Annotated in this window: 22 protein-coding genes; 13 read left to right on the top strand and 9 right to left on the bottom strand. The window is 74.2% G+C overall.

What is annotated here, in order from left to right; translation table 11 throughout:
• Positions 1-67 precede the first annotated feature (67 nt).
• Together HUT06_RS28490 and HUT06_RS28485 are read right to left on the bottom strand one after the other, a co-directional pair.
• Positions 68-2662: a DUF6493 family protein gene (locus HUT06_RS28490; RefSeq protein ID WP_176198521.1), complete on the bottom strand. Its 2595-nt coding sequence runs from the start codon at positions 2660-2662 to the stop codon at positions 68-70.
• Positions 2659-4050, bottom strand: a complete 1392-nt coding sequence (locus HUT06_RS28485) for an SWIM zinc finger family protein (protein WP_176198520.1) — start codon at positions 4048-4050, stop codon at positions 2659-2661. The genes HUT06_RS28490 and HUT06_RS28485 overlap by 4 nt, the downstream gene beginning before the upstream one ends.
• Before the next feature lie 151 nt (positions 4051-4201).
• Between HUT06_RS28485 and HUT06_RS28480 the strand changes: the two genes are divergently transcribed.
• The 4 genes from HUT06_RS28480 (at position 4202) to HUT06_RS28465 (ending at position 7398) form a co-directional block, all read left to right on the top strand.
• Complete coding sequence (locus HUT06_RS28480; RefSeq protein WP_176198519.1) at positions 4202-4561, top strand: hypothetical protein; 360 nt, start codon at positions 4202-4204, stop codon at positions 4559-4561.
• A 61-nt stretch (positions 4562-4622) separates the two neighbouring features.
• Positions 4623-4952, top strand: a complete 330-nt coding sequence (locus HUT06_RS28475; protein ID WP_176198518.1) for a DUF3817 domain-containing protein — start codon at positions 4623-4625, stop codon at positions 4950-4952.
• Positions 4953-5027: 75 nt separating this feature from the next.
• Positions 5028-5951 (top strand): helix-turn-helix domain-containing GNAT family N-acetyltransferase, encoded by a 924-nt coding sequence (locus tag HUT06_RS28470; RefSeq protein WP_176198517.1) that lies wholly within the window; start codon positions 5028-5030, stop codon positions 5949-5951.
• Between the two features lie 667 nt (positions 5952-6618).
• Positions 6619-7398 (top strand): PP2C family serine/threonine-protein phosphatase, encoded by a 780-nt coding sequence (locus tag HUT06_RS28465; protein WP_176198516.1) that lies wholly within the window; start codon positions 6619-6621, stop codon positions 7396-7398.
• A gap of 61 nt (positions 7399-7459) precedes the next feature.
• Here HUT06_RS28465 and HUT06_RS28460 read toward each other — a convergent pair whose 3' ends face one another.
• From HUT06_RS28460 to HUT06_RS28445, 4 genes are all read right to left on the bottom strand, one after another.
• Positions 7460-8101, bottom strand: a complete 642-nt coding sequence (locus HUT06_RS28460) for a GNAT family N-acetyltransferase (protein ID WP_176198515.1) — start codon at positions 8099-8101, stop codon at positions 7460-7462.
• Positions 8102-8306: 205 nt separating this feature from the next.
• The gene (locus HUT06_RS28455) at positions 8307-9614 is read right to left on the bottom strand and encodes an FAD-binding oxidoreductase (RefSeq protein ID WP_254715435.1); all 1308 of its coding nucleotides are present in this window, start codon (positions 9612-9614) and stop codon (positions 8307-8309) included.
• A gap of 24 nt (positions 9615-9638) precedes the next feature.
• Entirely contained in the window at positions 9639-11099 is a 1461-nt protein-coding gene (locus HUT06_RS28450; protein ID WP_176198514.1) for an MFS transporter, read from the bottom strand.
• A gap of 60 nt (positions 11100-11159) precedes the next feature.
• Positions 11160-11666 carry a nuclear transport factor 2 family protein gene (locus tag HUT06_RS28445; RefSeq protein ID WP_176198513.1) on the bottom strand — a complete coding sequence of 169 codons (507 nt, stop codon included), beginning with the start codon at positions 11664-11666 and terminating at the stop codon, positions 11160-11162.
• A 119-nt stretch (positions 11667-11785) separates the two neighbouring features.
• Between HUT06_RS28445 and HUT06_RS28440 the strand changes: the two genes are divergently transcribed.
• The 3 genes from HUT06_RS28440 (at position 11786) to HUT06_RS28430 (ending at position 15796) form a co-directional block, all read left to right on the top strand.
• Positions 11786-12697 (top strand): LysR family transcriptional regulator, encoded by a 912-nt coding sequence (locus HUT06_RS28440; protein WP_176198512.1) that lies wholly within the window; start codon positions 11786-11788, stop codon positions 12695-12697.
• A 102-nt stretch (positions 12698-12799) separates the two neighbouring features.
• Positions 12800-15196, top strand: coding sequence for an endopeptidase La (lon, locus tag HUT06_RS28435; protein WP_176198511.1), 2397 nt, complete (start codon positions 12800-12802; stop codon positions 15194-15196).
• Positions 15197-15322: 126 nt separating this feature from the next.
• Positions 15323-15796, top strand: coding sequence for a VanZ family protein (locus tag HUT06_RS28430; RefSeq protein ID WP_176198510.1), 474 nt, complete (start codon positions 15323-15325; stop codon positions 15794-15796).
• Between the two features lie 16 nt (positions 15797-15812).
• Here the strand turns inward: HUT06_RS28430 and HUT06_RS28425 are convergent, their stop codons facing one another.
• Positions 15813-17327, bottom strand: coding sequence for a nitroreductase family deazaflavin-dependent oxidoreductase (locus tag HUT06_RS28425; protein ID WP_176198509.1), 1515 nt, complete (start codon positions 17325-17327; stop codon positions 15813-15815).
• A 177-nt stretch (positions 17328-17504) separates the two neighbouring features.
• Here HUT06_RS28425 and HUT06_RS28420 point away from each other — a divergent pair, with 177 nt between their 5' ends.
• On the top strand, positions 17505-18509 hold the full coding sequence (locus HUT06_RS28420) for a Gfo/Idh/MocA family oxidoreductase (RefSeq protein WP_176198508.1): 1005 nt from the start codon (positions 17505-17507) through the stop codon (positions 18507-18509).
• On the top strand, positions 18506-19474 hold the full coding sequence (gene iolC, locus HUT06_RS28415; protein WP_176198507.1) for a 5-dehydro-2-deoxygluconokinase: 969 nt from the start codon (positions 18506-18508) through the stop codon (positions 19472-19474). The genes HUT06_RS28420 and iolC overlap by 4 nt, the downstream gene beginning before the upstream one ends.
• A 41-nt stretch (positions 19475-19515) precedes the next feature.
• Here iolC and HUT06_RS28410 read toward each other — a convergent pair whose 3' ends face one another.
• Positions 19516-20715 carry an RNA-guided endonuclease TnpB family protein gene (locus HUT06_RS28410; RefSeq protein WP_176198506.1) on the bottom strand — a complete coding sequence of 400 codons (1200 nt, stop codon included), beginning with the start codon at positions 20713-20715 and terminating at the stop codon, positions 19516-19518.
• Between the two features lie 110 nt (positions 20716-20825).
• Between HUT06_RS28410 and iolB the strand changes: the two genes are divergently transcribed.
• The 4 genes from iolB to HUT06_RS28390 all read left to right on the top strand — a co-directional run bounded on the left by iolB (position 20826) and on the right by HUT06_RS28390 (position 24676).
• Positions 20826-21683, top strand: a complete 858-nt coding sequence (gene iolB, locus HUT06_RS28405) for a 5-deoxy-glucuronate isomerase (RefSeq protein ID WP_176198505.1) — start codon at positions 20826-20828, stop codon at positions 21681-21683.
• Positions 21684-21807: 124 nt separating this feature from the next.
• Positions 21808-22797 (top strand): sugar ABC transporter substrate-binding protein, encoded by a 990-nt coding sequence (locus HUT06_RS28400; RefSeq protein ID WP_176198504.1) that lies wholly within the window; start codon positions 21808-21810, stop codon positions 22795-22797.
• Entirely contained in the window at positions 22794-23855 is a 1062-nt protein-coding gene (locus HUT06_RS28395) for an ABC transporter permease (RefSeq protein WP_176198503.1), read from the top strand. Before HUT06_RS28400 ends, HUT06_RS28395 begins: the two co-directional genes overlap by 4 nt.
• Positions 23852-24676, top strand: a complete 825-nt coding sequence (locus HUT06_RS28390) for an ATP-binding cassette domain-containing protein (protein ID WP_176198502.1) — start codon at positions 23852-23854, stop codon at positions 24674-24676. Before HUT06_RS28395 ends, HUT06_RS28390 begins: the two co-directional genes overlap by 4 nt.
• Before the next feature lie 14 nt (positions 24677-24690).
• On the opposite strand, the gene HUT06_RS44070 is transcribed toward HUT06_RS28390, so the two are convergent.
• Positions 24691-25725, bottom strand: a complete 1035-nt coding sequence (locus HUT06_RS44070; protein ID WP_254715434.1) for a helix-turn-helix domain-containing protein — start codon at positions 25723-25725, stop codon at positions 24691-24693.
• Positions 25726-25743: the final 18 nt, after the last annotated feature.

The raw sequence follows: 25743 nt of genomic DNA, 5'->3' as shown, positions 1-25743 counted from the left end.
GTCCGTGTTGGCGGGGCTGCGTCAAGGCGGGCTCGCTGTTGTTCCTCCTTAACACCGGCGCGTGTCGTCAGGTTGCGAGGGTTTGGTGGAGGCGGGCGCATTCGGTGACCAGGCGGCCGGAGCCGGTGCGTGCGGCCACTTCGGCGACCGCCGGGATGGGGCCCTTGGCGCCGGTGAGTTCGGCGAGCCGGGTGGTCTGGGCGACCAGGGAGGGGAGGCCGGAGGGCGCGCGGTCGCCCGGTGCGGGGAGGAGGCGCGGCAGCGCGGTGGCCAGGATCGTCCAGACGTCGGCGTGGGCGCCCGCGTCGGCGGCGGCCGTGAGGGCCTTGAGGGTGCGCGGCAGCGGGACGCGGCCGAGCGCGGCGAGCCGGCCGAGCGCGGTGCCCGTCTCGGTCGCCGGGAGGGCGCCCCGCGAGCTGAGCGTGACCAGCGCGTCGACGGCGTTCGATCGCTCGCGCTGGTCACGGTTGGCCAGGGTGGACGCGAGGAGGGTGCCGGTCGCCGATCCGGCGGGGCCGTCGGCCTCGGCGACGCCGAGCATGGCGGCGCCCTGGTTGAGGGGCTCGTCCTCGGTGCCGGCCATGAAGCGGACGATGTGCGCGGCGGCGACCTCCCGATGGGACGGCAGGACGGCCGGCCAGTCGGCGATCCGGGAGAGCGCCTGCCAGGACGTGTCCCGCCCGCCCGGCCCGGGGAGGACGCACAGGCGGTCGATGTCGGAGTCGCCGTCCATGGCGACCGTGGCGCGCACCGGCGAGCCGGTGGCGCCGAGGACCGTGCAGGCGACCGCGGGGTCCGGGAGCCCGCCCGCGGCGAGCCAGGACGCGACGGCCCGGCCGGCCTCGGACGTCAGGCCCTTCGCACGTGCCACGGCCGCCGGGTCGATCTCGCGCGGGACGCGGAGCTTCGCCTGCGCGAGATCGGCGGGCCCCGGCGCGCAGCCCGCCTCCTCCAGGCGTTCGAGGCGGCCGACGAGGACGTCCGGGTCGATGTGCCCGCTCGCCTCGGTCGGGGTCGCGAGGAGGAACGGCACCGTTCCGACGGCGGACCCGATCTCCTGGAGCCGCCACTCCAGGAACCGCGACGGACCGGACGCCGCCGCGCCGTGCCCCGCTCGCCGCAGACCCAGGGCGGCGCGAAGGCCGGCCGCGCGCCTGCGGCGCTGGAGCAGCAGGTTGTGGACCGGGAAGGCGATCCAGCTCCTCCGGACGAGGTTGTGCATGGAGGAGTGGCCGTCCGGCCCGGTGATCCACGGCGCGATGTCGTCGGCGACCTTCCGGAGCGCCTCACGGGTCCCGTCGGGGTCGCGGTGGGCGAACTCCGTGAGGGCGGCCAGGAACCGCTCCGTCGTGGCCCACTCCTCGTCGGCGCGCAGCCGGACGGCGAACTCGGCGGCGAGTTCGGCGAGGGAGCCGATGGGCGCGGGCAGCGTCCGGGGAACGTAGGGGAGCGGACCCGGCGGCGCGGGCTCGGGGACGGCCTCGACCGCGCCGAACGCGTCCGCGATCGCCGCGCGCGGCCCGGCGGGCAGGACGCCGGCCGCGTCCCGGACCTGCGCCCGGACGGGCTCGCCCGCGTGGGCGGCGTGCTTGGCCGCGATCCGCACGGCGCGCTCGCGCAGGTCGACCGCGTCGGACGGGAAGACCGCGGTGAGGGCGCCCAGCGTGGCCTCGACCCGGCCGCGCTTGCGGGCCGTCCGGTCGAGCCAGGTCAGCGCCGCCCGGACGAGTTTGCGCTCGGGCCGGAACAGCACCGCGTCCGCCGCCTCGGCGAACAGCGCCGCGTCGAGCCGGCCGAGGTCGTCGGCGCGGCGCACCTGCCGCAGCGCGAGATCGGCGACCGCCGGCGGCGCGGCGGGCAGGAGCCGCACGTAGTCGCGGGCACGGGCGGCGGTCTCGTCGCCGGTGGGTTCGAGCGCGTCGTGGAGCTGGACGAACCAGCGCAGGGTGTGCGCGGTGCCGCCGCGCAGGAAGCGGCTGACGCAGCCGTCCAGGAGGAGCGCGCGTTCGACTCGTCCCGTACGGGCCAGGCCGGTCAGGGAGTCGACCCAGGTGCTCTTGCGGGACCTGTCCCACTGGACCCGGTTCGCGTCGTTGGCGAGGGCGGCGCCCACACCGTCCGCTTCGAACAGCCTTGGGAGAAGGGTGTCGAGGAACGGGTCCTCGGCGAGGCCCTCCGCGCTGCCCGCGCCGGAGACCCAGCCGACCACGAAGCCGTCCGTCACCGGGGGCGCGGAACCGGCCGACGCGGCCAGCGCCGCCGCGGTGTGCCAGCGCGACCACTCCTCGTCGGAGACGCGCAGCCGGTCGCCGATCCGGCGCGCGACCTCGGCGCGCCACTGCGCGGGGCGGTCCGCCGTCGCCTCGACCAGCAGCCGGGTGGTGTACTCGCTCCACGACCAGAGCCGCAGGTCGGTGCGGCACAGCCAGGTCGCGGCCGCCGCCGGGCCGCCGATCACGCCGGCGCCGGCGATGAGCAGGCGGCTGATCCCCTCGTTGTCGAGGAACCCGTACCGCGTCGCGGCGCGCATCTCCTTCAGCAGCCCGGGGAGCCCGGCGGCGGCGGTGCGGCGCTCGGCCTCGTCCAGCGCCTTGACCGCGCGGGCCGTCGCCTCCATGCCGCCCGTCTCGATCGCCTCGCGCAGCTCGGCCCAGGTGCTCATCGCGCGGCCTCCGCCGTCTCCGCGGCCGTCTCCTCGGCGGCGCGGCGGGCGATGCGCGCCGCGAGGACGTGCTTGCACGGCCCGCGCTCGCCCCGGTGGTCGAACCACCAGGGGCAGGTGCAGGAGGCGCGGTCGCCGTCGAAGCGGACCTCCCGCTCGCCGCCGCCGGTCAGCACGATCGCCGCGCCGCCGGGCGCGAACCGCACCGCGCCGTCCTCGACGAGCGCCCGCGCCGACCGCAGCCGCGGGTTGAGGCCGGCCACGCGCGCCGGGTCGTAGGGGAGTTCGCGGTGGAAGAAGGCGGCCTCGGCGGCGTCGAAGCCGACGCGTCCGGACGTGCCGAGCTGGGTCAGCGCCGCCTTCGTCCGGGCGAGGTCGAGGCCGGACCGCTCGGCGAGCAGGTCGGGTTCGACGCGCGGCTCGAAGGACAGCAGCGCGCCGAGCAGGTCGGCGTCCCCGGCGGCCTCGTCGGTCGCGATGTCCTCCAGCACGGCGCCCTCACCGGAGAAGCCGCGCGAATGCTGGGGGGACAGGGTGAGGACGTACCTCATGCCGGGGAGTTCCAGCTCCCACACGCTCGACGCGGGCCCGCCGCCATGGGTGATGGGCGGCCCGTAGACGCGCAGGGCGCGGGCGAAGCGGAGCAGCGGCAGCATCGTCCGCAGGCGGTCGGTGCCCGCCAGGCACACCGCGCCGGGCGCCGGACGGGACGTGACCCGGAGCGTCCTGCCCGCGGGCACCGCCCACAGGGGTTCGCGCCGCGCGCGCGGCAGGGTGCGCAGGAACCGCACCGCGCCCGGCCCGTCCAGCTCGCCGCGCGGGTCGAACCCGGCCGTGATGACCTGCACCTCGGCGAACCCCCGGAGCCACCGGTCGGGCAGCGGAACCTTCTTCTCCACGACCGCGCCGTCCATCGTGGTGACGGCCAGTTCCTCGGCGCCGACCGCCAGATGCAGCGGATCGGACCCGCCCACGCGGGCGAGGGCCTCCCGCAGGGGGCCGTTGACGTCCACGTTCGTCGTGCCCCGTTCGTGGACCTCGCCGTCGAGCGCGGGCTCCAGCACGTCCAGGCGGGCGTACACGCCGCCGCAGGCGGAGAACGACTCCATCCGGATCCGGTCGCCGTTGCAGGTGACGACCGGGTCGCGGAAGGACGTCGGGCGCGGCTGGAAGTAGCGGGTCTGGGCGACGTCGGCCAGGGCGAGCAGGGCCGCCGCGGCCGGCGCCGCCTGGGTGAGCACGCCGCTGAAGAAGTGCGGGTGCGCGCTCGGCCCGCCGCTCGTCGTCCCGCCGGACGTGGACAGGCCGAGAAGCCCCGCGTCCAGCCCCGAAGGCCGCGTGTACGTGTACGACTGCGCGGCCCCGGCCGCCACCGTGCTGCTCACCATGCCCGGGAACGTAGAGTCCGCCTCGGACAAATTCTCCGCTTCCCCGACCGTCCGGGCCGGCCGGTCCCTCCGGACCGTCCGCGCCGGCGGGCCGGGTCGCTGAGGCGGGGTCGCGGCGCCACCTCGCGGAACCGGGGGTAGGCTCGACGACGTGCGACGGTTCCTCACCCCAGGCTGGCTGGGGCTGCACGCGCTCGCGATCGTCCTGTGCGGCGCGTTCCTCGGGTTCGGCTGGTGGCAGTTCGACCGCGCCCAGTCCGGCAACGACCGCAGCTGGGCGTACACGTTCGAATGGCCGATCTTCGCGATCTTCGTGATCGTGATGTGGGTCAAGATGATCCGGGACGAGCGGGCCGGGGTGAAGCCCGCGCCCACGGTGATCGAGGAGCCCGCGGAGGCCGAGGTCAAGCGGGAGATCATCAAGCGGCACGAGGAAGAGGACCCCGCCCTCGCGGCCTACAACCGCTACCTCGCCCGGCTGAGCTCCGAGAGCGCGCGCGGCCGCCGCTGACCCCCGCGTGCGGGCGGGGCGCGGTCGCGTCCCGGCCCGTCGAACGAAAGGTGTGTTTCCTGTGGAAGGCGCGGTCACCAGGTACCGGATCCTGGCGCTGATCGTCGGCACCCTGCTGGTGCTGCTGGCGATCGGGATGGTCCTGAAGTACGGGCCGACCGACATGCCGGAGATGGCGGGCATCGTGTCGCCCGTCCACGGCCTCTTCTACATGGTCTACGTGGCGCTCGCCTACGACCTGTGGCGCCGCACGGGCTGGCCGATCGGCAAGATGGTGCTGATCGTGCTCGGCGGTGTCGTGCCGCTGATGACCTTCTTCGTCGAGCGGAAGATCGTCCGCGAGGCGCGCGCGCTGCCCGCCGCCAAGGCCGAGGCCGGCGCGAGCGCCTGAGAACCACCTCCGGGGGCTGGTGCCCCCGCCCCGTCATCGCCTAACGTTTGACTAAGTCAAACGTTGGGAGGCGCCATGGCGGTGACCGAGAGGGACGTCGGCACGGTCCGCGCGTTCAACCGCTTCTACACCGGGGTCATCGGGGTGCTCGGCGAGGGGCTCGTCCGGTCGCCGTACTCGCTCACCGAGGCGCGGGTGATCTTCGAGCTGGCGCAGCGGGAGGACACCGAGGTGCTCGCCCTGCGCCGCGCCCTCGACCTCGACGCCGGCTACCTCAGCCGGATGCTGGCCCGCTTCGAGGCCGACGGGCTCGTGCTGCGCGAGCGCGCGCCGGGCGACGCCCGCCGCCAGGTCGTCCGGCTCACCGCGCGGGGCCGCGAGGTGTTCGCCATGCTGGACGAGCGGACCGTCGCCGAGATCCGCGCGCTGCTGGACGGCCTCGCCCCCGGCGACCGCGGCCGCCTGCTCGCCGCGATGCGCACCGTCCAGGGCGTCCTCGGCGGCCGGCCGCGCCCGGACGGGGCCGTCCTGCGCCCGCTGCGCCCCGGCGACCTCGGCTGGGTGGTGGAGCGCAACGGCGCCCTGTACGACGCGGAATGCGGCTGGGACCGCACCTACGAGGCCCTCGTCGCCTCGGTCGTGGCGGATTACGTGCGCGACCACGACCCGGAGCGCGAGAACGCGTGGATCGCCGAGTCGGACGGCGTCCGCGTCGGCGGGGTGTTCTGCGTGGCGCGCACCGAGGACGTCGCGCAGTTGCGGCTGCTGCACGTCGAACCGGACGCCCGCGGCCTGGGGGTCGGCGCGGCGCTCGTCGACGCCTGCGTCCGCTTCGCCGCCGGGGCCGGCTACGCGGAGATCATGCTCTGGACGACGGCGCTGCAGCGCCCGGCGCACCGCCTGTACGCGCGGGCCGGGTTCGTCCTCGCGGACGAGGAACCGCCCGCGGAGCGCTTCGGCGACGTGGTCCACGGGCAGGTGTGGCGCAAGAAGCTGTGACCCGGGACCCGCGGAGGATGTCGCTCCTCCACGGGCCCGGTTCTCGCAGCGATCCCTAACTGCGTCGGCGGCCGGGACGGGGGTCGGACGGAGTTCCGGCCGCCTGTGCTACCGGCGTGGCGCCGGTCTTTCTGGTGGCCGATTCTCACCTCCCTTCCGCTCGCGCCCGACGGGGGCGTGACGGCCCGTCCGGCGTAGGGGGGAGGGCGCCGAGGGGCGCCCGGATGCCTGGGACCGGGCCGGCGGTGCGGTGGGACACGGCCGCCGGCCCGGCCGCCGGGGGGTGCCGGTGCCGCGGGGGCGTGCGGCACCGGGGCCCGGGGAAGGCCGCTGCGCGGGGCCGGCCGGGTACGGCCGAGAACCCGAGGTGTGTCGCCGCGCGCCGGCGGGGAGCGCGCCGCGAACGCCCTCGGCCGTCCGGGCCGGGCCGCGCGGGGAGGGGGACGCGGGAAGGGGCCGCCCGGTGCGTCGCATCTCGGCTCCTCCTCGCTTCCGACCTGGGGCTTTGCCGCCCCGAGGATCTTTCCTTCACCGTGTGTCACGATCTCGTTGCGTTAGGTACCCGGTCGTCATGTACGCGTAAACGCGCTCCGTGCAAAGAATCAAGATCGCGAAGTGGTCTTTGCCTCCGCATTGCCGGGGCGGCCTTTCCGGCATCCTTTGCGTCATGACCTGCACCTCGTGCGGCGGGACGGTCGCCCCGGACGGCCACTGCTGGGACTGCGGCGCCCGCCAGCCCGCCTACCGCGCCCATCTGGAGGCCGCCACCCCCACCGCCGCGGCCGTCACCGACCGCGCCGGCCGCGCCGTCAACGCCGACGCCGCGGCCCTCACCGCCTCGGGCCCCTGGACGATCGCCGTCGTCTGCGACGGAGTCTCGATGTCGCCCCGCGCCGACCGGGCGGCGCAGGTCGCCGCCGATACCGCCGCCGCCGTCCTGGCCGCGCGCCTGCCGGGCGCGCTCCCCGAGGACGCCCTCGACGAGGCCGTGCTCCGCGCCTCCCGCGCCGTGGCCGCCCTCGCCGCCTCGATCCACGCGGCCCCCGCCTGCACCTACGTCGCGGCCGTCGCCGGCCCGGACGGCATCTGGGCGAGCTGGGTCGGCGACAGCCGCGCCTACTGGCTCCCCGACGAGGGCCCGGGAATGGCCCTGACCGAGGACGACGTCGACGCGCAGGAAGTCCTGACCGCCTGGCTGGGCGCCGACGCGGGCGACCCGCGCCCCCAGAGCCGCAGCTACCGCCCTCGGGGAGGGGGACACGTGCTCCTGTGCACCGACGGCCTGTGGCGCCACCTGCCCGATCCCGCCGCCCTGCGAGCCCACCTGCGCGGCCCCGCCCCGCTGGACGACGCCCGCGCCCTCGTCCAGCACGCCTTGGACGAGAACACCCGCGACAACGCCACCGCCCTCCTGGCCCGCGTGACTCCCGCCGTCCGTTCCGCGTAAGGGGTGCCAGGGCCTGCTGTTCCGGTGGACCTTGCGAGGGCGAGGAGTGGCCCGGAGGCACTCAAAGGCCGAAATGCGGGAGGCACGGTTCGAGGCCGTCGATCTGAACGGGCACGGTTCGGTGTTGCTGCCAGCGGTCGCGGTCGAGTGCGAATCGTTGCTCGTAGCCGAGGGTGTCGCGCACTCGGGCGCGGACGATCCCGTTGGGTCGGTATCCGAGCTTCCGGGAGATCGCGGTGGAGGCGACGTTGTCGGTCAGCGCCGCGGTGACCGCGGATTCGGCGCCGAGCCCGGAGAAGGCAAGTTCCAGTGCGGCGGCCCGCATCTCGGTGCCGATGCCTTGCCCCTGGTGACGTCGCCCCAGCCAGGAGCCCGTGCTGACCTCACGAAGGATCACGAAGTCGCCGGCGCTGATGCCTTGCACTCCGACGATGCGGTCGTCGAGGAAGACCCCGAGCTGCAGGTTCCAGTCCTCGGGAGTCCAGTTGGCCATCTGCCCCCAGTGGAACTGCATGAGGCTTCGGGCCCGCTCGGCGGGCGGTCGGTCCGTCCACGGGACGGCGAACGGCATCTGGCCCGGGTCATGGACGCCCTCGGTGGACAGCTGGGCGAGCGCGTCGAGTTCTTCGATCGTGGGGAGTCGCAGCTCCAGCCGCGGCGTGCGCGCCCGCAATTGGAACAGCGGCCAGTGGGTCACGCTCATCTTGCTCCTCGCCGCAGGCAGTAGGTCTCGATCGATCTTCCACGAGTGATCTGCGTGTTGAAGAGCAGGTCCGAACATCGGCTGCTGCTCTTGTTCGGACCCGCTCTGCATTTTTCGGTTGAGCGGTAGGCGGCGGCAGGTCGTGGCCCATGAGCGGGACGGAGGCCGCGCGGTCGTCGGCGTCCGTCCCGGCTGAAGGGATCGGTCAGCCTCCCACCGGGAAGTTGCCGCGGAAGGTGTTGTTCGGGTCATGGTGCTGCTTGACGCGGCGCAGGCGGTCGAGCGCGGCGGGGCTGAAGGCGTCGGCCGCGGTCTCACCGGGGTTGAGGAAGGTGAGGGGTTTGCGGCCGCTCACGGGGAGCGCCTCGGCCAGGCCGCGTTGCCTGCCGGCGACGGCGCGGGCCGTCGCCGGGTCGGCGGGGACGCCGAACAGGTAAAGGGCGTAGGGCTCGGTCAGCGGACCGTGCGGGGTGTCGGACGGACGGGTGAACGCGCCGCCGAGATGCCGGAGCTGGACGCTCAGCAGCGGGGCGATGGGTTCGGCGAGCAGGGCCTTGGCCGCGGCGTCGTCCAGGCCGGTGAGCAGTTCGGCGCGGGAGAGGCCGGGGCCGGGCTCGGTGGGTTCGGCGGTGATGCCGCCGAGTTCGGAGACCTCCATCATCCGCCTGGAGTCCGACAGCGGCCGGGGCAGGCGGTCCAGCGGGGCCAGCAGATCGCGTGCCTCCTCGGCGTCGCCGAGGTGGGTGGCGTCGATGGCGACCATGGGGTCGGCGCCGGGGAAGTGCAGCAGATCGAACCAGACGGTCAGCGCGTCGGGGGCGGCGGCGGTGATCTCCCGGTAGGCGTCCAGCACCTCGGGGGCGTGCCCGGCCGACCACAGCACCCGCCCGCCGTACAGCCGCGGGGCGGGGTGCAGGGCGAGTTCGAGGGCGGTGACGATGGCGAAGTCGCCGCCTCCGCCGCGCAGCGCCCAGAACAGGTCGGGGTCGGTCTCGGCGGTGATGTGCCGCTGCCGTCCGCGGGCGTCGACGACGTCGAACGCGACGACGCCGTCGGCGACCCAGCCGTGGGCGCGGCCGAACCAGCTCAGCCCGCCGCCGAGGGCGACGCCGGCGACGCTGACGATCGGGGAGCTGCCGGGCAGCCCGGTCAGCCCGTGCGGCGCGGCGGCGGCCTGCAGCCGTCCGGACGGCACGCCGGCGCCGACGCGGGCGCGGCGCGCGGCGGCGTCGATCCGCACCGAGTCGAGCCGGGCGGTGCGGAGCAGGACGGTGCCGCCGGTGCGGCCGGTGGCGCCGTGCCCGTTCGGCTGGGTCGCGATGCCCAGCCCCTCGGCACGGGCGAACCGGACCAGCGCCGCGACGTCGTCGGCGCCGGCCGCCTCGACCACGGCCGCGGCCGGCTGCTCCACGGCCAGGTTCCAGGGGCGGCGGACGGCGTCGAACCCCGGATCGCCGGGCAGCCACACCCGCCCGTGGACGGCGGACCGCAGGGTGTTCAGGTCGTTCATCATCTTCCTCAAGGTCGGTGCCGAAGCTCAGGCGACGGCGTGCTCGATGGTGTTGGCGTCGGTGTCGGTGGACGGCGCCTGGCGGCGCGCGGGGCTGAACCCGGCGGCGACCAGGGCGGTGAGCGCGATCCCGGCGGCCGCGGCGAACACGGCGGTGCGCAGCCCGTCGGTGGTGGCGGTGCGCAGCGCGGCGCCGGTCAGGCCGCCGGTGCCGTGGTTGGCGATCGCGACCAGGACGGCCAGGCCGACCGCACCGCCGGTCTGCTGGGCGGTGGAGGCGGCCGCGGAGGCGACGCCCTGCTGGTGGGCCGGGGTGCCGGCGGTGGCCGCGCCGAACATCAGCGTGTAGCCGGCGCCCTGCCCGACGCCGAGGACGATCAGGCCGGGCAGCAGCGCCGCGTAGGAGGCGCCGGTGCTGAGGGTCGCCCCCAGGACGGTGGCGCCTACGCCGCCGACGGCCAGGGCAGCGATCATCGCGGTGCGGGTGCCGCGGACGGTGGCCAGCCGCCCGGCGAGCTGGGAGCCGGCGACGATGGCGGCCATCGGCACCAGGAACGCCAGGCCGGTGCGCAGCGCGCCGTAGCCGTGCACGACCTGGAAGTAGACGGTCAGGAAGTACAGCAGCGTCCCGAAGGTGGCCATGTACAGGAACGTCACCAGCACACCGGTGCGCAGGTCGCGGCCGCGCAGCAGCCGCGGCGGCAGCAGCGGGTCGGCGCTGCGGGACTCGATCACCGCGAAGCCCGCCAGCAGCAGCGCGCCCAGCGCCGCCGCGCCCGCGACGGCCGGGGCGTCCCAGCCGGATTCGGGTCCCTGCACCAGTGCGAACACCACCAGGGTGGTTCCGGCGGTGGCGGTGAGCGCGCCGGCCAGGTCGAACCGGCGGCCGGTCGTCCGCGCGGCGTCCCGCGGGACCAGCGGCAGGGTCGCTAGGACGGCCGCGGCGGCCAGCGGAACATTCACGTAGAACACCGCCTCCCAGCCGAACGCCTGGGTGAGCACGCCGCCGAGCAGCGATCCCAGGATCATGCCGCTGCCGCCGGCGGTGCCCCAGACCGCGAACGCGCGGTTGCGGTCCCGGCCTTCGGCGAACCCGGTGGACACCAGCGTCAGCGTGGCGGGGAACAGCAGCGCGCCGCCGAGCCCCTGGACGGCGCGGGCCGCGACCAGCGGCCCGGGACCGCCGGCCAGCCCGCCGGCCAGCGACGCCACCGCGTACAGCGCCAGCCCGCCGAGGAACACCCGCCGCGGTCCGAACAGGTCCACGGCGCGGCCGCCCAGCAGCAGGAACCCGCCGAACGCCACCGCGTACGCGCTGATCACCCACTGCAGGGACTGCGCGGAGAAGTCCAGTGCGCCCCCGATCTCGGGCAGCGCCACGTACACGATGTTGTAGTCGAGGGAGATGATCAGTTGCGCGAACGCCAGCAGCGCCAGCGCGAGCCGCCGGTGCGGGAACCCGGCTCGGGCCGGGTGGACGGTGGACATGGGAAAGCACCTTCGTCAGAGATCGGGAGAATGGACGGTCAGGCCGGCGGACCTGCGGGGTCAGCCGAAGATGGCGGTGGGGTCGCCGGTGTACCAGGTGTTGTCGATGCGCAGGCGGCGGATCACCCAGCGGTCCCCGTCGCGGACCAGGTCGACGTCGTAGGGGTTCTTCAGCAGGGCGAAGGTGGCGTGGTCGGCGGTCAGCAGGTGCTGGGCCTCCACCAGCGCGGTCAGGCGCGCGGTGTCGCCGTCGACGGCGATGCGGGGGTTGGTGATCTGGTGGGTGGTGTCCACCCGTCCGGCGAACATGGCCAGGATGGTGGTGACGATGGCGTCGCGCCCGGTCATCAGGGGCGGGCTCCCGCCCCAGCGGGCCGCCGCGGGACGGAAGTCCAGTTCGGCGCCGGGGGCGAAGGCGGAGGCGAACAGGTCCTTGTCCTTCAGGTCCTGGCCGAGGCCGAAGCGGTAGAGCGCGTCCACGATCTCGGTTCGGTCGCGCAGTTCCCGCGCGACGGCGACGGAGTCGGTGGCCGGTGCGGACACGGCGCGTCCATCGGTGCAGTACATGCGTGCTCCCGTGCAGGTCGGAGGGGGGATGGGCGGTTCCACTCTCGACCGGGGAACACGGCGGATCAACGCGCCGCTGTGCAACAATCGTCAAGCCTGACTTAACGATTGGGGGAGACGTGCTGGAACGGCATGAGATCGAGGCGCTCCTCGTCCTCGCCGAAGAGCTGCACTTCGGCCGCACAGCCGAGCGGCTGCACGTGTCCACCGCCCGGATCAGCCAGACGATCGCCAAGCTGGAGCGCCGCGTCGGGGTGCCGCTGTTCGACCGCACCAGCCGCCGGGTGGAGCTGACGGAGGCGGGACGGCGGCTGGACGAGCGGCTGCGCCCGGCCTGGGCGCAGATCACCGGAGCCTTCGAGGAGGCCGTCGCCGCCGGCCGCGGCCTGACCGGCACCCTGCGGGTCGCGTTCGTCGGTGCCGCGGGCGGGCAGCTGCTGGCCGGGGCCGCCGAACTGTTCCGCGGGCGCCACCCCGACTGCGACGTCCGGCTCCGCGAGGCGCAGATGGCCGACCTGATGCCGTGGCTGCGCGACGGCGGGACCGACCTGGCCCTCGGCACCTTCCCCATCGACGAACCCGGCATCGCCACCGGCCCCGTCCTGGTGTCGGAGGCGCGCATGCTCGCCGTGCCGGTCGGGCACCCGTTCGCGCGCCGCTCGTCCGTCAGCCTGGAGGACTTGGCGCGGGCGCCCCTGCTCCAGCTTCCCGGCACGCTGCCCGAGTCGCTCCGCCGCGACCGCACCCCCCAGGCCACGCCGTCCGGACGGCCGATCGCCCACGGCCCTTCCGCCGCCACCTTCAACGAGGTGCTCACCCTCATCGGCGCCGGCCGCGGCGTCTTCCCGGTCGGGGCGCAGGCCAGGCGCTACTACGCCCGCCCCGATGTCGCCTATGTCCCCTTCGACGACGCTCCGCCGCTGCGCTGGGGCCTGCTGTGGCGGGCCGACAACGCCACGGCGCGCGTCCTCGCCTTCGCCGAGGCCGCCCGCGACCTCCTCGGCCACGCGGGCGGGACGCTCGGCCGGTGATCGCTGAGAGCGAACGTTGCTGCGGAAACAAAATGCTGCTCCGTTTTCTTGAGTGTGTATGACTCAACTTGAGGTTGGGTCGCAACGGACTTGGAGCTGAGCATGAGCGAAACCCTGACGCTGCCGGTGCTGCCCCTGGAGGACGGGGTCGTTCTGCCCGGCATGGTGGTCCCCCTGGACCTCTCCGAGAACGGCGAGGTGCGGGCGGCGATCCAGGCCGCGCGGGCGGTGTCGCAGTCCAAGGGCCCGGGCATCCGGTCGGCGGCGAAGCCGCGGGTGCTGCTGGTGCCCAGACTGAACGGGCGGTACTCCGACGTCGGCACGCTCGGCGTGGTCGAGCAGGAGGGCCGGCTGCCCGGCGGCGAGCCGGGCGCGGTCGTCCGCGGCGTGTCCCGGGTGCGGATCGGGACCGGGACGACCGGCCCCGGCGCGGCGCTGTGGGTCGAGGGCACCGTGATCGAGGCCCCGCCGGCGTCCGGGCGGGCGCAGGAGCTGGCCAAGGAGTACAAGGGCCTGGTCGCCGGGATCCTGCAGAAGCGCGGCGCCTGGCAGGTCGTGGACGTGGTGCAGCAGATCGACGACCCGTCCACGCTGGCCGACAACGCCGGCTACGCGCCCTACCTGACCGACGAGCAGAAGATCGAGGTCCTGGAGACCGTCGACGTGGTCGAGCGGCTGGAGCTGCTCATCGGCTGGACCCGCGACCACCTCGCCGAGCTGGACGTGGCGGAGACGATCCGCAAGGACGTCCAGGAGGGCATGGAGAAGACGCAGCGGGAGTTCCTGCTGCGCCAGCAGCAGGAGGCCATCCGCAAGGAGCTGGCCGAGCTGAACGGCGACCCCGCCGACGAGGAGGACGACTACCGGGCCCGGATCGAGGCCGCGAACCTCCCCGAGAAGGTGCGCGAGGCGGCGCTGAAGGAGGTCGACAAGCTGGAGCGGTCGTCCGACGCCTCGCCCGAGGGCGGCTGGATCCGCACCTGGCTCGACACCGTCCTCGACATCCCGTGGAACGAGCGCACCGAGGACGCCTACGACATCGCGGGCGCCCGCGAGATCCTGGACGCCGACCACGCCGGGCTGGACGATGTGAAGGAGCGCATCATCGAGTACCTGGCCGTGCGCAAGCGGCGTGAGGACCGCGGCCTCGGCGTGGTGGGCGGCCGCAGGAGCGGCGCCGTGCTGGCGCTGACCGGTCCTCCCGGCGTGGGCAAGACCTCGCTGGGCGAGTCGGTCGCGCGGGCCATGGGGCGCCAGTTCGTCCGTGTCGCCCTGGGCGGCGTCAGGGACGAGGCTGAGATCCGCGGCCACCGCCGCACGTACGTGGGCGCGCTTCCCGGACGCATCGTCCGGGCCATCCGCGAGGCCGGCTCGATGAACCCGGTCGTCCTGCTGGACGAGGTCGACAAGGTCGGCGCCGACTACCGCGGCGACCCGACGGCGGCGCTGCTGGAGGTCCTCGACCCCGAGCAGAACCACACCTTCCGGGACCACTACCTCGAAGTGGAGCTCGACCTCAGCGACGTGCTGTTCCTCGCCACGGCGAACGTGGTCGAGGCCATCCCCGGGCCGCTGCTCGACCGGATGGAGCTGGTGCAGCTGGACGGCTACACCGAGCACGAGAAGGTCACCATCGCCCGCGACCACCTGCTGCCGCGCCAGCTCGACAAGGCGGGGCTGGAGGCCGCGGAGGTGACGTTCGGCGACGACGCGCTGCGGCTGCTGGCGGCCGAGTACACCCGCGAGGCCGGCGTCCGGTCCCTGGACCGCTCGATCGCGCGGGTGCTGCGGAAGGTCGCCGCGAACGTGGCGCTGGAGAAGGCGGAACTGCCGGTCGCGATCGGCGCGGCCGACCTGAAGGACTACCTGGGGCGGCCCAGGTTCACCCCGGAGGTCGAGCTGAGCCGGGGCGAGCGCCGCACCGGCGTGCCGGGCGTGGCGACGGGCCTCGCGGTCACCGGCGCGGGCGGCGACGTGCTCTACATCGAGGCGTCGCTGGCCGACAAGGAGACCGGCGACACCGGCGTGACGCTCACCGGGCAGCTCGGCGACGTCATGAAGGAGTCGGCCCGGATCGCGCTGTCCTACCTGCGCTCGCGCGGCGCGGAGCTGGAGCTGCCGGTCGGCGACCTGAAGGACCGCGGCGTGCACGTCCACGTGCCCGCCGGCGCGATCCCGAAGGACGGCCCGAGCGCGGGCATCACGATGACGACGGCCCTGGCCTCCCTGCTGTCGGGGCGGCCGGTCCGGGCGGACGTCGCGATGACCGGCGAGGTGTCGCTGACCGGGCGGGTGCTGCCGATCGGCGGCCTGAAGCAGAAGCTGCTCGCCGCCTCCCGGCTCGGCATCACGACCGCGATCGTGCCGAAGCGGAACGAGCCCGACCTTGAGGACGTCCCGGCCGAGGTGCTGGACAACATGACGGTCTTCACCGTCAGCGACGTCCGCGAGGTGCTGGACCTGGCCCTGGAGCCGGCCACCACCGCCGTGGCGGCCTGACAGAACCGAACGCCCGCGCCGTCCACCGGCGCGGGCGTTCGCATGCCGGGATTCTGTCCCGGCCGTAACCCCGGGCCGCGCATAGTCCGGGACGGGGCGGGGACCAGCCGCCGGGTGTTGGTGGAAATGTGGCAGCCCGCGACGCCGGGCGAACGGGTCCCCTGGTACATCGTCGCCTTGCGCGTGCTCGTCGTCCTGGTGGCGCTGGGCCTTCTCGGCGTCTTCTTTTACTTCGCGTTCAGGCTCACGCTCACGCCCGTCCATGACAACGGCCAGGCCGGCGGCAACACCGACCCCGGCCGCTCACTGCGCTTCTACTTGGACCGCCCCACCAAGGAGGCGGTCTTCCAGATAGGCGGCAACCTGGCGCTCCTGGCCCCGCTAGGCGTCCTGCTGCCCATCGTCTGGACGACCCTCCGCGGCCCCATCCGCCTGGCCCTCCTGACCGGAGTGCTCTCCCTGACGATCGAGGCCATCCAGGGCGCCCTGGTCGTGGGACGGGCCTTCGACATCGACGACGTCATCCTGAACGTGACCGGCGTGGTCGTCGCCTACCTCTTCCTGGGCCGGCGCCTGTCCAAAGCCCTGCGCGGCGCCTAGCAGGCCTGCGCGGGGCCTAACGCGGGATCAGGTGGAAGACGCGTAGCTCGCGCTGGGCACGTTCCACGTAGTCGTCGTAGACGGGCCAGACCGCGGTGAGGCGGGGCCAGACCTCCTTGCGCTCCCGGTCGTCCAGGAGGTGGGCGGTGACGGGGACGTTGCGGCCCTGGAAGCTGACCTCGGCGGCGGGGTTGCTGATGAGGTTGCCCGTCCAGGCGGGGTGCTTCTCGCGGCCGAAGTTGGAGCCGACGACGTACCAGCCGCCGGCCGGGTCGGGCAGGCAGGCGAGCGGGGTCCTGCGGGGGAGGCCGCTCTTGGCACCGGTCGCGGTGAGGACGAGGCTCGGGACGAGGAGCTGGCCGAGCATGAGCCGGCCGCCGGTCGCCCTGTGCAGGGCCCGGTCCACGGGCGGGACGATCTTCGGGCCCACCTTGGCGAACCACGCGGCGCCCGAGACCCGGTGGAACACGGGCCCGAACGTACGCTGGATCAGGGTCGGCATCGGCTTCTCCTCGGCGGCGGCGAGCCGTCCGGCCCGGCGCGGGTTCAGGTGGCCGCTGCGGGCCAGCCACCGCAGCCCGTCGGCGACGGTCTCCTCGACGGGGCGCAGCGTGAGGTCGAGCGCCTCCAGGATGGGGCGGTCGTCGGTCGCAACCAGCGTGACCATGAACTCGGCCGCGTCGCGGGTGAGCGGGTAGTCGAAGTGGCGGACGCGCTTGGCCGCGTCCAGCGCCGAGCCCAGTGCGAGCATGGCGCGGGACGGGACGCGTACACGGCGGCACTTCACCCCGGTGAGGCGGTCGCACAGGTCGGCGTACTGCGGCCAGGTCAGGTAGTGCCCGCCCAGGACCCAGCGGCTCGGGCCCTGCCGCGCCTCGACGGAACGTGCCAGCGCCTCGCCGAGGTCGCGGACGTCGATGACGGAGACGCCGCCGCCCGGCAGGGGCCACACCTTGCCCAGCGCGGCGGCGAGCCCCTCCATCAGCGCGTCCAGCGAGGGCTGGTCGGGGCCGCAGACGCCGCCCGGGTAGACGATCGTCACCGGCGCGCCGTCCTCCTGGAGGCCGCGCACGTAGCGCTCTGCCGCCAGCTTGGACCTTCCGTAGTCGGTGCGGGGGTTCGCCAGGCCGTCGTTCGCGGTGATGACCTTGCCGGACGGCGGGACGAACACCCCGATCGTGGACACGTGGATCACGGGGGCGAGGCCCTGGGCGACGGCGCCGCCGACCACGTTGCGGGTGCCCCGGACGTTGACCTCGACCAGGTCGCGGGCGCCGCCGGTCACGCCGATCGCGGCGGCGGCGTGGACGGCGGCGTCGCAGCCGGCGAGGGCCGCGGACACCGCGTCCGCGTCCAGCATGTCGCCCTGGACGAGCTCCACGTCCTCCACCGCGACGCCGACCGCCCGGAGCACCTTCGCCGCCTTGCCCGGGTCGCGGACGAGCGCGCGCGGGCGGTGCCCGGCGGCGAGGAGGGCGCGGACGGTGTGGGAACCGACGAACCCCGAGGCGCCGGTGACGAAGATCCGCATGGGGACAAACTAGCGCTTGGTACGACCCGCGCGACAGCCCGCGGCACCGTCCGGTCAGCGTAGCGCCGGTATTTTCGGGCGCCTTCATTACCTGTGGGCGGACGGTCCGCCATTGACGCCGCTGGAACGGTCCAGCCACACTCGTGACTCACCTGACCGCCGACCGGGAGGGGATCGATGAGGATCGGACTGGCCGGCGCGGGGCGCATCGGTGCGCGCCACGCCGCCGCTCTCCGCGCACTGCCTGAGGTGGACACCCTGCTCATCGCCGACGCGGACGCCGCCCGCGCGCGCGACCTCGCGGCCCGCCTCGCGTCCCCGGCGCGGGCGCTGGACACCGTCGGGGAGCTGTTCGCGGCCGGCCTGGACGGCCTGGTCGTCGCGGCGGCGACCGGCGCGCACGCGGCCCTGGTGGAGCGGGCCGTGGCCGCGCGAACTCCCGTCTTCTGCGAGAAGCCGCTCGCCGCGGATGTGGATGGAACGTTCCAAACCGTCCGGACGGCGGCCGCCGCCGGGGTGCCGGTGCAGGTCGGCTTCCAGCGCCGGTTCGACGCCGGGAACGCGGCGGCCCGCGAGGCCCTCGCGTCCGGGCGGCTCGGCTGGCTGCACACCGTCCGGTCGTGCAGCTTCGACCCGTCGCCGCCGCCCGCCGGGTACGTCCCCTCGTCCGGCGGGCTGTTCCGCGACTGCGTCATCCACGACCTGGACCTCATCCGGTTCGTCACCGGGCGTGAGATCGTCCGCGTGATGGCCGCGGGCGCCAACCGCGGCGAGGACTTCTTCCGCGAGTGCGGCGACATCGACACCGGTTCGGCGCTGCTCGTCCTCGACGACGGGACGCTCGGCACCGTCTCCGCCACCCGCTACAACGCCGCGGGCTACGACGCGCGGCTGGAGCTGTTCGGCTCCAAGGACAGCATCGTCGCCGGCCTGGACGACCGCACGCCCGCCACCGCGCTGCCCGAGCAGGGCACCGAACCGAGGCCCGCCTACAGCGGCTTCATGGAGCGCTTCTCCGACGCCTACGACGCCGAGATCCAGGCGTTCGTGGACATGGTCGCCGGCCGCCGCGCCAACCCGTGCCCGCCCGAGGACGCCCTGGAGGCGTTCTACCTCGCCGAGGCCTGCGAGATGTCGATGCGCGAGGGCAGGATCGTCGGCACCGAGGAAGTGCGCCGATGACCCTCAGCTCCACCACGGGCGACCCCGCCACGGTCTTCGACCTCATCACGATGGGGCGGGTGAGCGTCGACGTCTACCCCGACCAGGTCGGCGTCCCGCTGGAGGACGTCGAGTCGTTCGGCAAGTACCTCGGCGGCAGCCCCACCAACGTCGCCGTGGCGGCGGCCAGGTACGGCCGCCGCGCCGCCGTCATCACGCGCACTGGCGACGACCCGTTCGGACGGTTCGTCCACAAGGCGCTCCGGGGTTACGGCGTAGACGACCGGTACGTCACGGCCGTCCCCGGGCTGCCGACCCCGCTGGCCTTCTGCGAGATCTTCCCACCGGACGACTTCCCGCTGTACTTCTACCGCTATCCGAAGGCGCCCGACCTGGAGATCCGCCGGGACGAGCTGGACCTGGAGGCGATCCGCCGCGCGCGCATCGTGTGGGGCACCGTCACGGGCCTCTCCCAGGAGCCCAGCCGTGAGGCGACCCTGGCGGCGCTGGCCGAGCACCCCGGGCAGACCGTCATCGACCTGGACTACAGGCCGATGCTGTGGGACGACCCCACCGAGGTCCCGCACTGGGCAGGCCGCGCCCTGGAGCACGCGAAGGTCGCCGTCGGCAACCTGGACGAGTGCGAGGTCGCGGTGGGGGAGCGGGAGCCGGACGCCGCCGCCCGCGCGATCCTCGAACGCGGCCCCGAACTCGCCATCGTGAAGATGGGCCCGGACGGCGTCCTCGCCGCGACGGCGGAGGAGAGCGTGCGGGTCCCGCCGGTCGAGGTCGAGGTCGCCAACGGGCTCGGCGCCGGGGACGCGTTCGGCGGCGCCGTCTGCCACGGCCTCCTCGCCGGCTGGGACCTGCGGCGGCTCGTCGGGTTCGCGGGGGCGGCCGGCGCGATCGTCGCGTCCCGCATCGCCTGCTCGGCCGCCATGCCCGCGCAGGACGAGGTCGAAGCACTGCTCAAGGAGACCGGTTGACGTCCTCCCCCGCTTGAAGGCGAGGGATTCCAATCCGTCCCCTACGGAGAGAGGAGAGTGGGTTGAGGTTCGCGGTTCGCCGGCCGGGCCAGGGCCCAGCCTCCCCGCGCGGCTACCGTGCGTCCCACGGCGGTGTCTTTGATGTTGCGTGCGGCGTTGACGTCGGCGTTGGCCCGGTGCCCGCAGGCGACGCATCGGAACACCGCTTGGCTCTCGCGGTTGTCCGGGGCGCGGTGCCCGCAGGCGTTGCAGGTCTGCGACGTGTACGCCGGGTCGACCCGGACCAGGCGCCCGGGTGCCTTGTGCTCCAGGCGGGTGACCAGTTGTCCCCAGCCGTTGGCCAGGATGCCCCGGTTGAGCGCGGCTTTGGCGCGCACACCCGTGCCGGGTGCGTCGATGGTGCCGCGCGCCGACCGGGTCATGGCGGCGATGTTCAGGTCCTCGACGGCGATGACGTCGAACCGGCGCGCCAGGTCCGTCGAGGTCTTCTCCACCCAGTCCTTGCGGCGGTCGGCCTCACGCGCTTTGAGGCGGGCGATGGCGGCCTTGACGCGGGCACGCCTGTTCGACCCCCGGCGCGCGCGGGCCAAGCGGCGCAGCAGCCGCCTCAACCGCTCGGCCTCACCGGCCGTCAGGCCCGGCACGCTGCTGGTCTCGCCCGTGGACAGCGCCGCCGACACCGCCACGCCCCGGTCGACACCGACCGCCGCACCCTTGCCGGGCGCGGGGATGGGGTCGGGGACGGCGGCGAACGCGACATGCCAGCGCCCGGTGCGGTCGCGGGTCACCCGGAACGACTTCACCCCCGGTGGGACGGGCCGGGACCAGCGGAACCGCACCCACCCCACCTTCGGCACCCGCACCTCACCGGTACGGCGCGACAACCGCCGCACATCCCAGGCACGCCCGCGGGCACCGACAATCCGGAACCCCTCATGCACCCCCGCCTTACGCCAGGTGGGGCGCCGGTGCGTGCCGCCGAAGAAGTTCGCCATCGCCTGCGCGAAGTCCTTCAGCGTCTGCTGCTGCACCGTCTGCGACCCCGCCGCCAGCCACCCGAACGCGGCCCGGGCCTCGGTCAGCTGCCGGGCCTGAGCGGCATACCCCGGAGCCGGGCCCCGCCGCGGCGTCCACCACGCCTGCTGCTCCACGGCCAGGTTCCACACAAATCGGGCATGCGAGCAGTGCTCCAGCAGCCCCGCCTCTTGGGCGGGGGTCGGGCACAACCGGTACCGGGACACGCCCGCACCATACCGACCGCCACCGACACAACCCGGAGAGTCATTGTGCCGCATCGTTCCGCGTTTCCTCCCCGCCCTGAAGGACGGGGTTTCCACGCTGCAGGAATCCGATGAACCACCACCTGCCCGCCGGCACCGCCGGAGAGGGCCCCTACGGACTCGTCGTCACGCCCGAGTCGGCCGGCTGGACGCACTCCGCGCTCCGCGTCCTCGACCTCCCGGACGGCGGCGAGCACACCTTCGGCACCGGCGCGTTCGAGACGATCGTGCTGCCCCTGGCCGGGTCGTGCACGGTGGAGTGCGACGGCGCGCGGTTCGAACTGGAGGGCCGCGACGACGTGTTCAGCCGCGTCAGCGACTTCGCCTACGTCCCGCGCGACGCCCGGGTCACCGTGCGGGGGAGGGGCCGGTTCGCGCTGGCCGGCGCCCGCTGCGAGAACCGGCTGGAGCCCCGCTACGGCCCCGCCGAGAAGGTGCCGGTGGAGCTGCGGGGCGCGGGCGCGGCGAGCCGCCAGGTCAACAACTTCGGCACGCCGGACGGCTTCCCGTTCGCCGAGAAGCTGATCGCCTGCGAGGTGCTCACGCCGGGCGGCTGCTGGTCGTCCTTCCCGCCGCACAAGCACGACGAGGACCGGCCCGGCGAGTCGGTGCTGGAGGAGATCTACTACTTCGAGGTCGCCGGGGGCGGCATGGGCTACCAGCGCGTCTACGGCACGGCCGAGCGCCCCATCGACGTGCTCGCCGAGGTCCGCACCGGGGACGCCGTGCTGATCCCGCACGGCTGGCACGGGCCGTCGATGGCGCCGCCCGGCCACGACCTCTACTACCTCAACGTGATGGCCGGCCCGTCCCCGGAGCGGGCCTGGCGGATCTGCGACGACCCCGCGCACGCGTGGATCCGCGGCACCTGGTCCGGGCAGGAGACCGACCCGCGGCTCCCGCTGACCTCGGCGGACGGGCGGCCCTGACGCCCCGGGCGGGCGCGGCGGCCCCGGACGGTGCCGAATTGTGAGCGGGATCGCGCGCACGTCCGCCCCCATCTGTGATCAACTCCTCACACCGACACTTTCGGGGAGAAACGGAGAGCAGCCGATGAGAGGCGTTGTCGCGCGCGGTTCCACCCGGAGGCTCGCGGTCCTGGCCGCCGCCGGCCTGCTGGCGCTGAGCGCCTGCAGCAGCTCGGGCGGGAAGAAGTCCGAGGAGGCCCCCGAGGGCGCCGGCCCCCGGCTGAAGATCGCGATGGTGACCCACTCGGGCGCCGGCGACACGTTCTGGGACATCGTGCAGAAGGGCGCGAAGGCGGCCGCCGCCAAGGACAACGTCGAGTTCCTCTACTCGGCGGACCCGGACGGCGGCAAGCAGGCCCAGCTCGTCCAGGCGGCGATCGACAAGAAGGTCGACGGGATCATCGTCACGCTCGCCAAGCCGGACGCGATGAAGGACGTGCTGGCCCGCGCCACCGCCGCGAAGATCCCGGTCGTGTCGATCAACTCCGGCGCCGCGGAGTCGGTGAAGCTCGGCGCGGTCGCGCACTTCGGGCAGGACGAGTCGATCGCCGGTGAGGCGGCCGGCACCGAGCTCGGGAAGATCGGCGCGAAGAAGGCGCTGTGCGTCGTCCACGAGCAGGGCAACGTGGGGCTGGAGGCCCGCTGCGCCGGCGCGAAGAAGACGTTCGGCGGCGACCTGGAGAACCTGTTCGTCCAGGGCACGAACATGCCGGACGTCAAGTCGTCCATCACCGCCAAGCTCCAGTCCGACAAGGCGATCGACGGGATCCTGACGCTCGGCGCGCCGTTCGCCGCGACCGCCGTCGACTCGGTGAAGGAGACCGGCAGCAAGGCCAAGATCGGCACGTTCGACCTGAACAAGGACCTCATCGCCTCGCTCAAGGCGGGGTCCATCGAGTTCGCCGTCGACCAGCAGCCGTACCTGCAGGGCTACGAGGCCGTCGACCAGCTGTGGCTGCTGAGGAACAACGGCAACGTGCTCGGCGGCGGGCGCCCGGTGCTGACCGGGCCCGCGATCGTCACCAAGCAGAACGCGGGCGACCTGGAGGCGTTCGCGAACCGGGGGACGCGATGACGCAGGCGGTCGCCGAGCCGCCCCCGGTGGCGGGACCCGGCTCCGACGAGCGCCTGGCCCGGCAGTCGCCGCTCCGGCGGCTGCTGGGCCGCCCGGAGCTCGGCGCGCTGCTCGGCGCCGTCGCGCTGTTCGTGTTCTTCTCCGCGGTCGCGGACGCGTTCCTGCGCGCCGGGTCGTTCTCGACCGTGCTGTACGCCAGCTCCACCTTCGGGATCATGGCGGTCGGGGTGTCGCTGCTGATGATCGGCGGCGAGTTCGACCTGTCGGCCGGGGTGATGGTGACGTCGTCGGCGCTCATCGCGGCGCTGACCGCTTACCAGTTCACGCTGAACGTGTGGGCCGGCGTCGCGATCTCGCTGGTGCTGACGCTGGCGCTCGGCATGGTCAACGGCATCCTCTACATCAAGACCAGGCTGCCGAGCTTCATCATCACGCTGGCCACGTTCTTCATGCTCGCCGGGCTGAACCTCGGCGTGACGAAGGCGCTGACCGGCAACGTCGCCAGCGACTCCGTCCGCGACATGGACGGCTTCGGCTCGGCCCGCGCGGTGTTCGCCTCCGACGTCGACGTCCTCGGCGTCAACGTGAAGATCACCGTGTTCTGGTGGCTGCTGTTCACCGCGATCGCGACCTGGCTGCTGCTGCGCACCCGCGCCGGCAACTGGATCTTCGCGGCGGGCGGCGCGGCGGCCAGCGCCCGCGCGGTCGGCGTCCCGGTCGACCGGGTCAAGATCGGCCTGTTCATGGGGGTCGCGTTCTGCGCCTGGTTCTCCGGGATGCACCTGGTGTTCGCGTTCGCGACCGTCCAGTCCGGCGAGGGCATCGGCAACGAGTTCCTGTACATCATCTGCGCGGTCATCGGCGGCTGCCTGCTGACCGGCGGCTACGGGTCGGCGATCGGCGCGGCCATCGGCGCGTTCATCTTCGGCATGACGAACAAGGGCATCGTGTACGCCGAGTGGAACCCCGACTGGTTCCGGTTCTTCCTCGGCGCGATGCTGCTGATCGCGACCGTGGTGAACCTGATCGTGCGGCGCAGAGTGGAGCGGTCGTCATGACGGACGCGAAGGCGGCGCCGCTGCTCCGGCTGGCCGGCGTCGGCAAGAACTACGGCAACGTCATCGCGCTGCGGGACGTCGACATGGAGGTGTCCGCGGGCGAGGTCACCTGCGTCCTGGGCGACAACGGGGCGGGCAAGTCCACGCTCATCAAGATCGTCGCGGGCCTGCACCGGCACGACGCCGGGACGTACGAGGTCCAGGGCGAGGAGGTCTCCTTCGGCTCGCCCCGCGACGCCCTCGACCGGGGCATCGCGACCGTCTACCAGGACCTCGCGGTCGTCCCGCTGATGCCGGTCTGGCGGAACTTCTTCCTCGGCTCGGAGAAGCGCAAGGGCCTCGGCCGCCTGGACACCGGCTTCATGCGCAGGACCGCCCACGCCGAGATGGCCGCGATGGGCATCGACCTGCGCGACGTCGACCAGCCCATCGGGACGCTGTCGGGCGGCGAGCGGCAGTGCGTCGCGATCGCCCGCGCCGTCTACTTCGGCGCCAAGGCCCTCGTCCTGGACGAGCCCACCGCCGCGCTCGGCGTGAAGCAGGCCGGGGTGGTGCTGCGCTACGTCCTCCAGGCGCGCGAGCGGGGCCTCGCGGTCGTGTTCATCACCCACAACCCGCACCACGCCTACCCGGTCGGGGACCGCTTCCTGATCCTCAACCGGGGGCGCGGCATCGGCTACCGCACCAAGGACGCGATCACCCGGGAGGAGTTGACCGGCCTCATGGCGGGCGGCGCCGAACTGGAGGAACTGGCCCACGAACTGGACGCGGCGGTCTCCCCGGCCGAGCCGGCCGAGCCGGCCGACCCGGCCGGCGCCTAGCGGCAGGCCGGGGGTCAGGCGGGGGCGAGCCAGGCGCGGCACAGCCACCAGGCGTTGACGCCGCCGAACGTGTCGGACGCGTCGATCCCCGTCGCCTCCGTGAACCGCTGGACCCTGTTGCGTACCGTGTTGGGGTGCACGAACAGGGCCTCCGCGGCGGCGGTCACGTCGCGGCCCGCCTCCAGCCAGGCGCACACCGCGCGGGCGACCGGCCCGGCGTTCGCGCCGAGGTCCGCGCGGGCGCCCCGGTACCGGTCGAGCAGGATGGACGCGAGGTCGGTGCGGTCGGCCGCCGCCGCGACCACGGCCACCTCGGCGACGTGCACCACCCCGGTCCGCCCGGTGGCCTCGGCGGCGGCGAGCGCGGAGACGGCCAGGCGGCGCGCGGCGGCCAGGTGCTCCGCCTCGGCGGGCCCCGCGAGCCCGGCCGCCGCACCGTCCGGGCCCGCCGGCGGCGCGGCCGTCACCGCGAACAGCAGGCCGTCCAGCAGCGCGGACAGCGCCGGTGGCCGGACGGGCGGCGGGTGCTCGCGGCCGGCGCCGGACGGGCGGGCGGCCAGCACCCGCAGCGCGCCGCCGGCGGGCAGGCCCGCCTCGGCGGCGGCGAGCGCGGCGGCCGAGCCGCCGTCCAGCAGGCGCCGCAGCAGCACCGCGTCCCGCTCGCCCCGCCCCGGCCCGGCCCCGGCCCGCGCCTGCGCCCGCGCCTCCCGGTGCGCCCGGATCAGCCGGGACCGGACGGCCTCGGCCCAGTCGTCGTACAGCTCCCGGGCGTCCAGCAGCAGCTCCGCGCCGACGCCCTCGGCGGCGGCGACCTCCCGGACCCGCGCCCAGATCCCGCGCTCGGCGACGTGGATCGCGCTCAGCACCGCCTCGACCGGCACGCCCTGCCGGGCGCGGGTCACGCCGAGCTCCGCGACGAACGCCAGCTCGCCCTCGGTCGGCCCGCGCCGCGCCGCGATCGCGCGGGTGGCGGCCGCGAGCAGCGCGCGGGTGTGCCCGGCGATGTCGGCGGGCGGCAGGACCGACATCTCGCGTACCACGGACGTCACCCCGCCGACCACCGACGG

The sequence above is a fragment of the Actinomadura sp. NAK00032 genome, from assembly GCF_013364275.1.
Taxonomy (GTDB): Bacteria; Actinomycetota; Actinomycetes; order Streptosporangiales; family Streptosporangiaceae; genus Spirillospora.
This window is presented reverse-complemented; position numbering and strand designations above follow the sequence as displayed.

Excerpts from the sequence above, each read along its gene's own strand:
- HUT06_RS28455 (WP_254715435.1), bottom strand. The coding sequence starts at position 9,614 with ATGATGAACGACCTGAACACCCTGCGGTCCGCCGTCCACGGGCGGGTG.
- HUT06_RS28445 (WP_176198513.1), bottom strand. The coding sequence starts at position 11,666 with ATGTACTGCACCGATGGACGCGCCGTGTCCGCACCGGCCACCGACTCC.
- iolC (WP_176198507.1), top strand. The coding sequence starts at position 18,506 with ATGACCCTCAGCTCCACCACGGGCGACCCCGCCACGGTCTTCGACCTC.
- HUT06_RS28395 (WP_176198503.1), top strand. The coding sequence starts at position 22,794 with ATGACGCAGGCGGTCGCCGAGCCGCCCCCGGTGGCGGGACCCGGCTCC.
- HUT06_RS28470 (WP_176198517.1), top strand. The coding sequence starts at position 5,028 with ATGGCGGTGACCGAGAGGGACGTCGGCACGGTCCGCGCGTTCAACCGC.
- lon (WP_176198511.1), top strand. The coding sequence starts at position 12,800 with ATGAGCGAAACCCTGACGCTGCCGGTGCTGCCCCTGGAGGACGGGGTC.
- HUT06_RS28490 (WP_176198521.1), bottom strand. The coding sequence starts at position 2,662 with ATGAGCACCTGGGCCGAGCTGCGCGAGGCGATCGAGACGGGCGGCATG.
- HUT06_RS28465 (WP_176198516.1), top strand. The coding sequence starts at position 6,619 with ATGACCTGCACCTCGTGCGGCGGGACGGTCGCCCCGGACGGCCACTGC.
- HUT06_RS28430 (WP_176198510.1), top strand. The coding sequence starts at position 15,323 with ATGTGGCAGCCCGCGACGCCGGGCGAACGGGTCCCCTGGTACATCGTC.
- HUT06_RS28485 (WP_176198520.1), bottom strand. The coding sequence starts at position 4,050 with ATGGTGAGCAGCACGGTGGCGGCCGGGGCCGCGCAGTCGTACACGTAC.
- HUT06_RS28390 (WP_176198502.1), top strand. The coding sequence starts at position 23,852 with ATGACGGACGCGAAGGCGGCGCCGCTGCTCCGGCTGGCCGGCGTCGGC.
- HUT06_RS28420 (WP_176198508.1), top strand. The coding sequence starts at position 17,505 with ATGAGGATCGGACTGGCCGGCGCGGGGCGCATCGGTGCGCGCCACGCC.
- iolB (WP_176198505.1), top strand. The coding sequence starts at position 20,826 with ATGAACCACCACCTGCCCGCCGGCACCGCCGGAGAGGGCCCCTACGGA.
- HUT06_RS28400 (WP_176198504.1), top strand. The coding sequence starts at position 21,808 with ATGAGAGGCGTTGTCGCGCGCGGTTCCACCCGGAGGCTCGCGGTCCTG.
- HUT06_RS28450 (WP_176198514.1), bottom strand. The coding sequence starts at position 11,099 with ATGTCCACCGTCCACCCGGCCCGAGCCGGGTTCCCGCACCGGCGGCTC.
- HUT06_RS28425 (WP_176198509.1), bottom strand. The coding sequence starts at position 17,327 with ATGCGGATCTTCGTCACCGGCGCCTCGGGGTTCGTCGGTTCCCACACC.
- HUT06_RS28460 (WP_176198515.1), bottom strand. The coding sequence starts at position 8,101 with ATGAGCGTGACCCACTGGCCGCTGTTCCAATTGCGGGCGCGCACGCCG.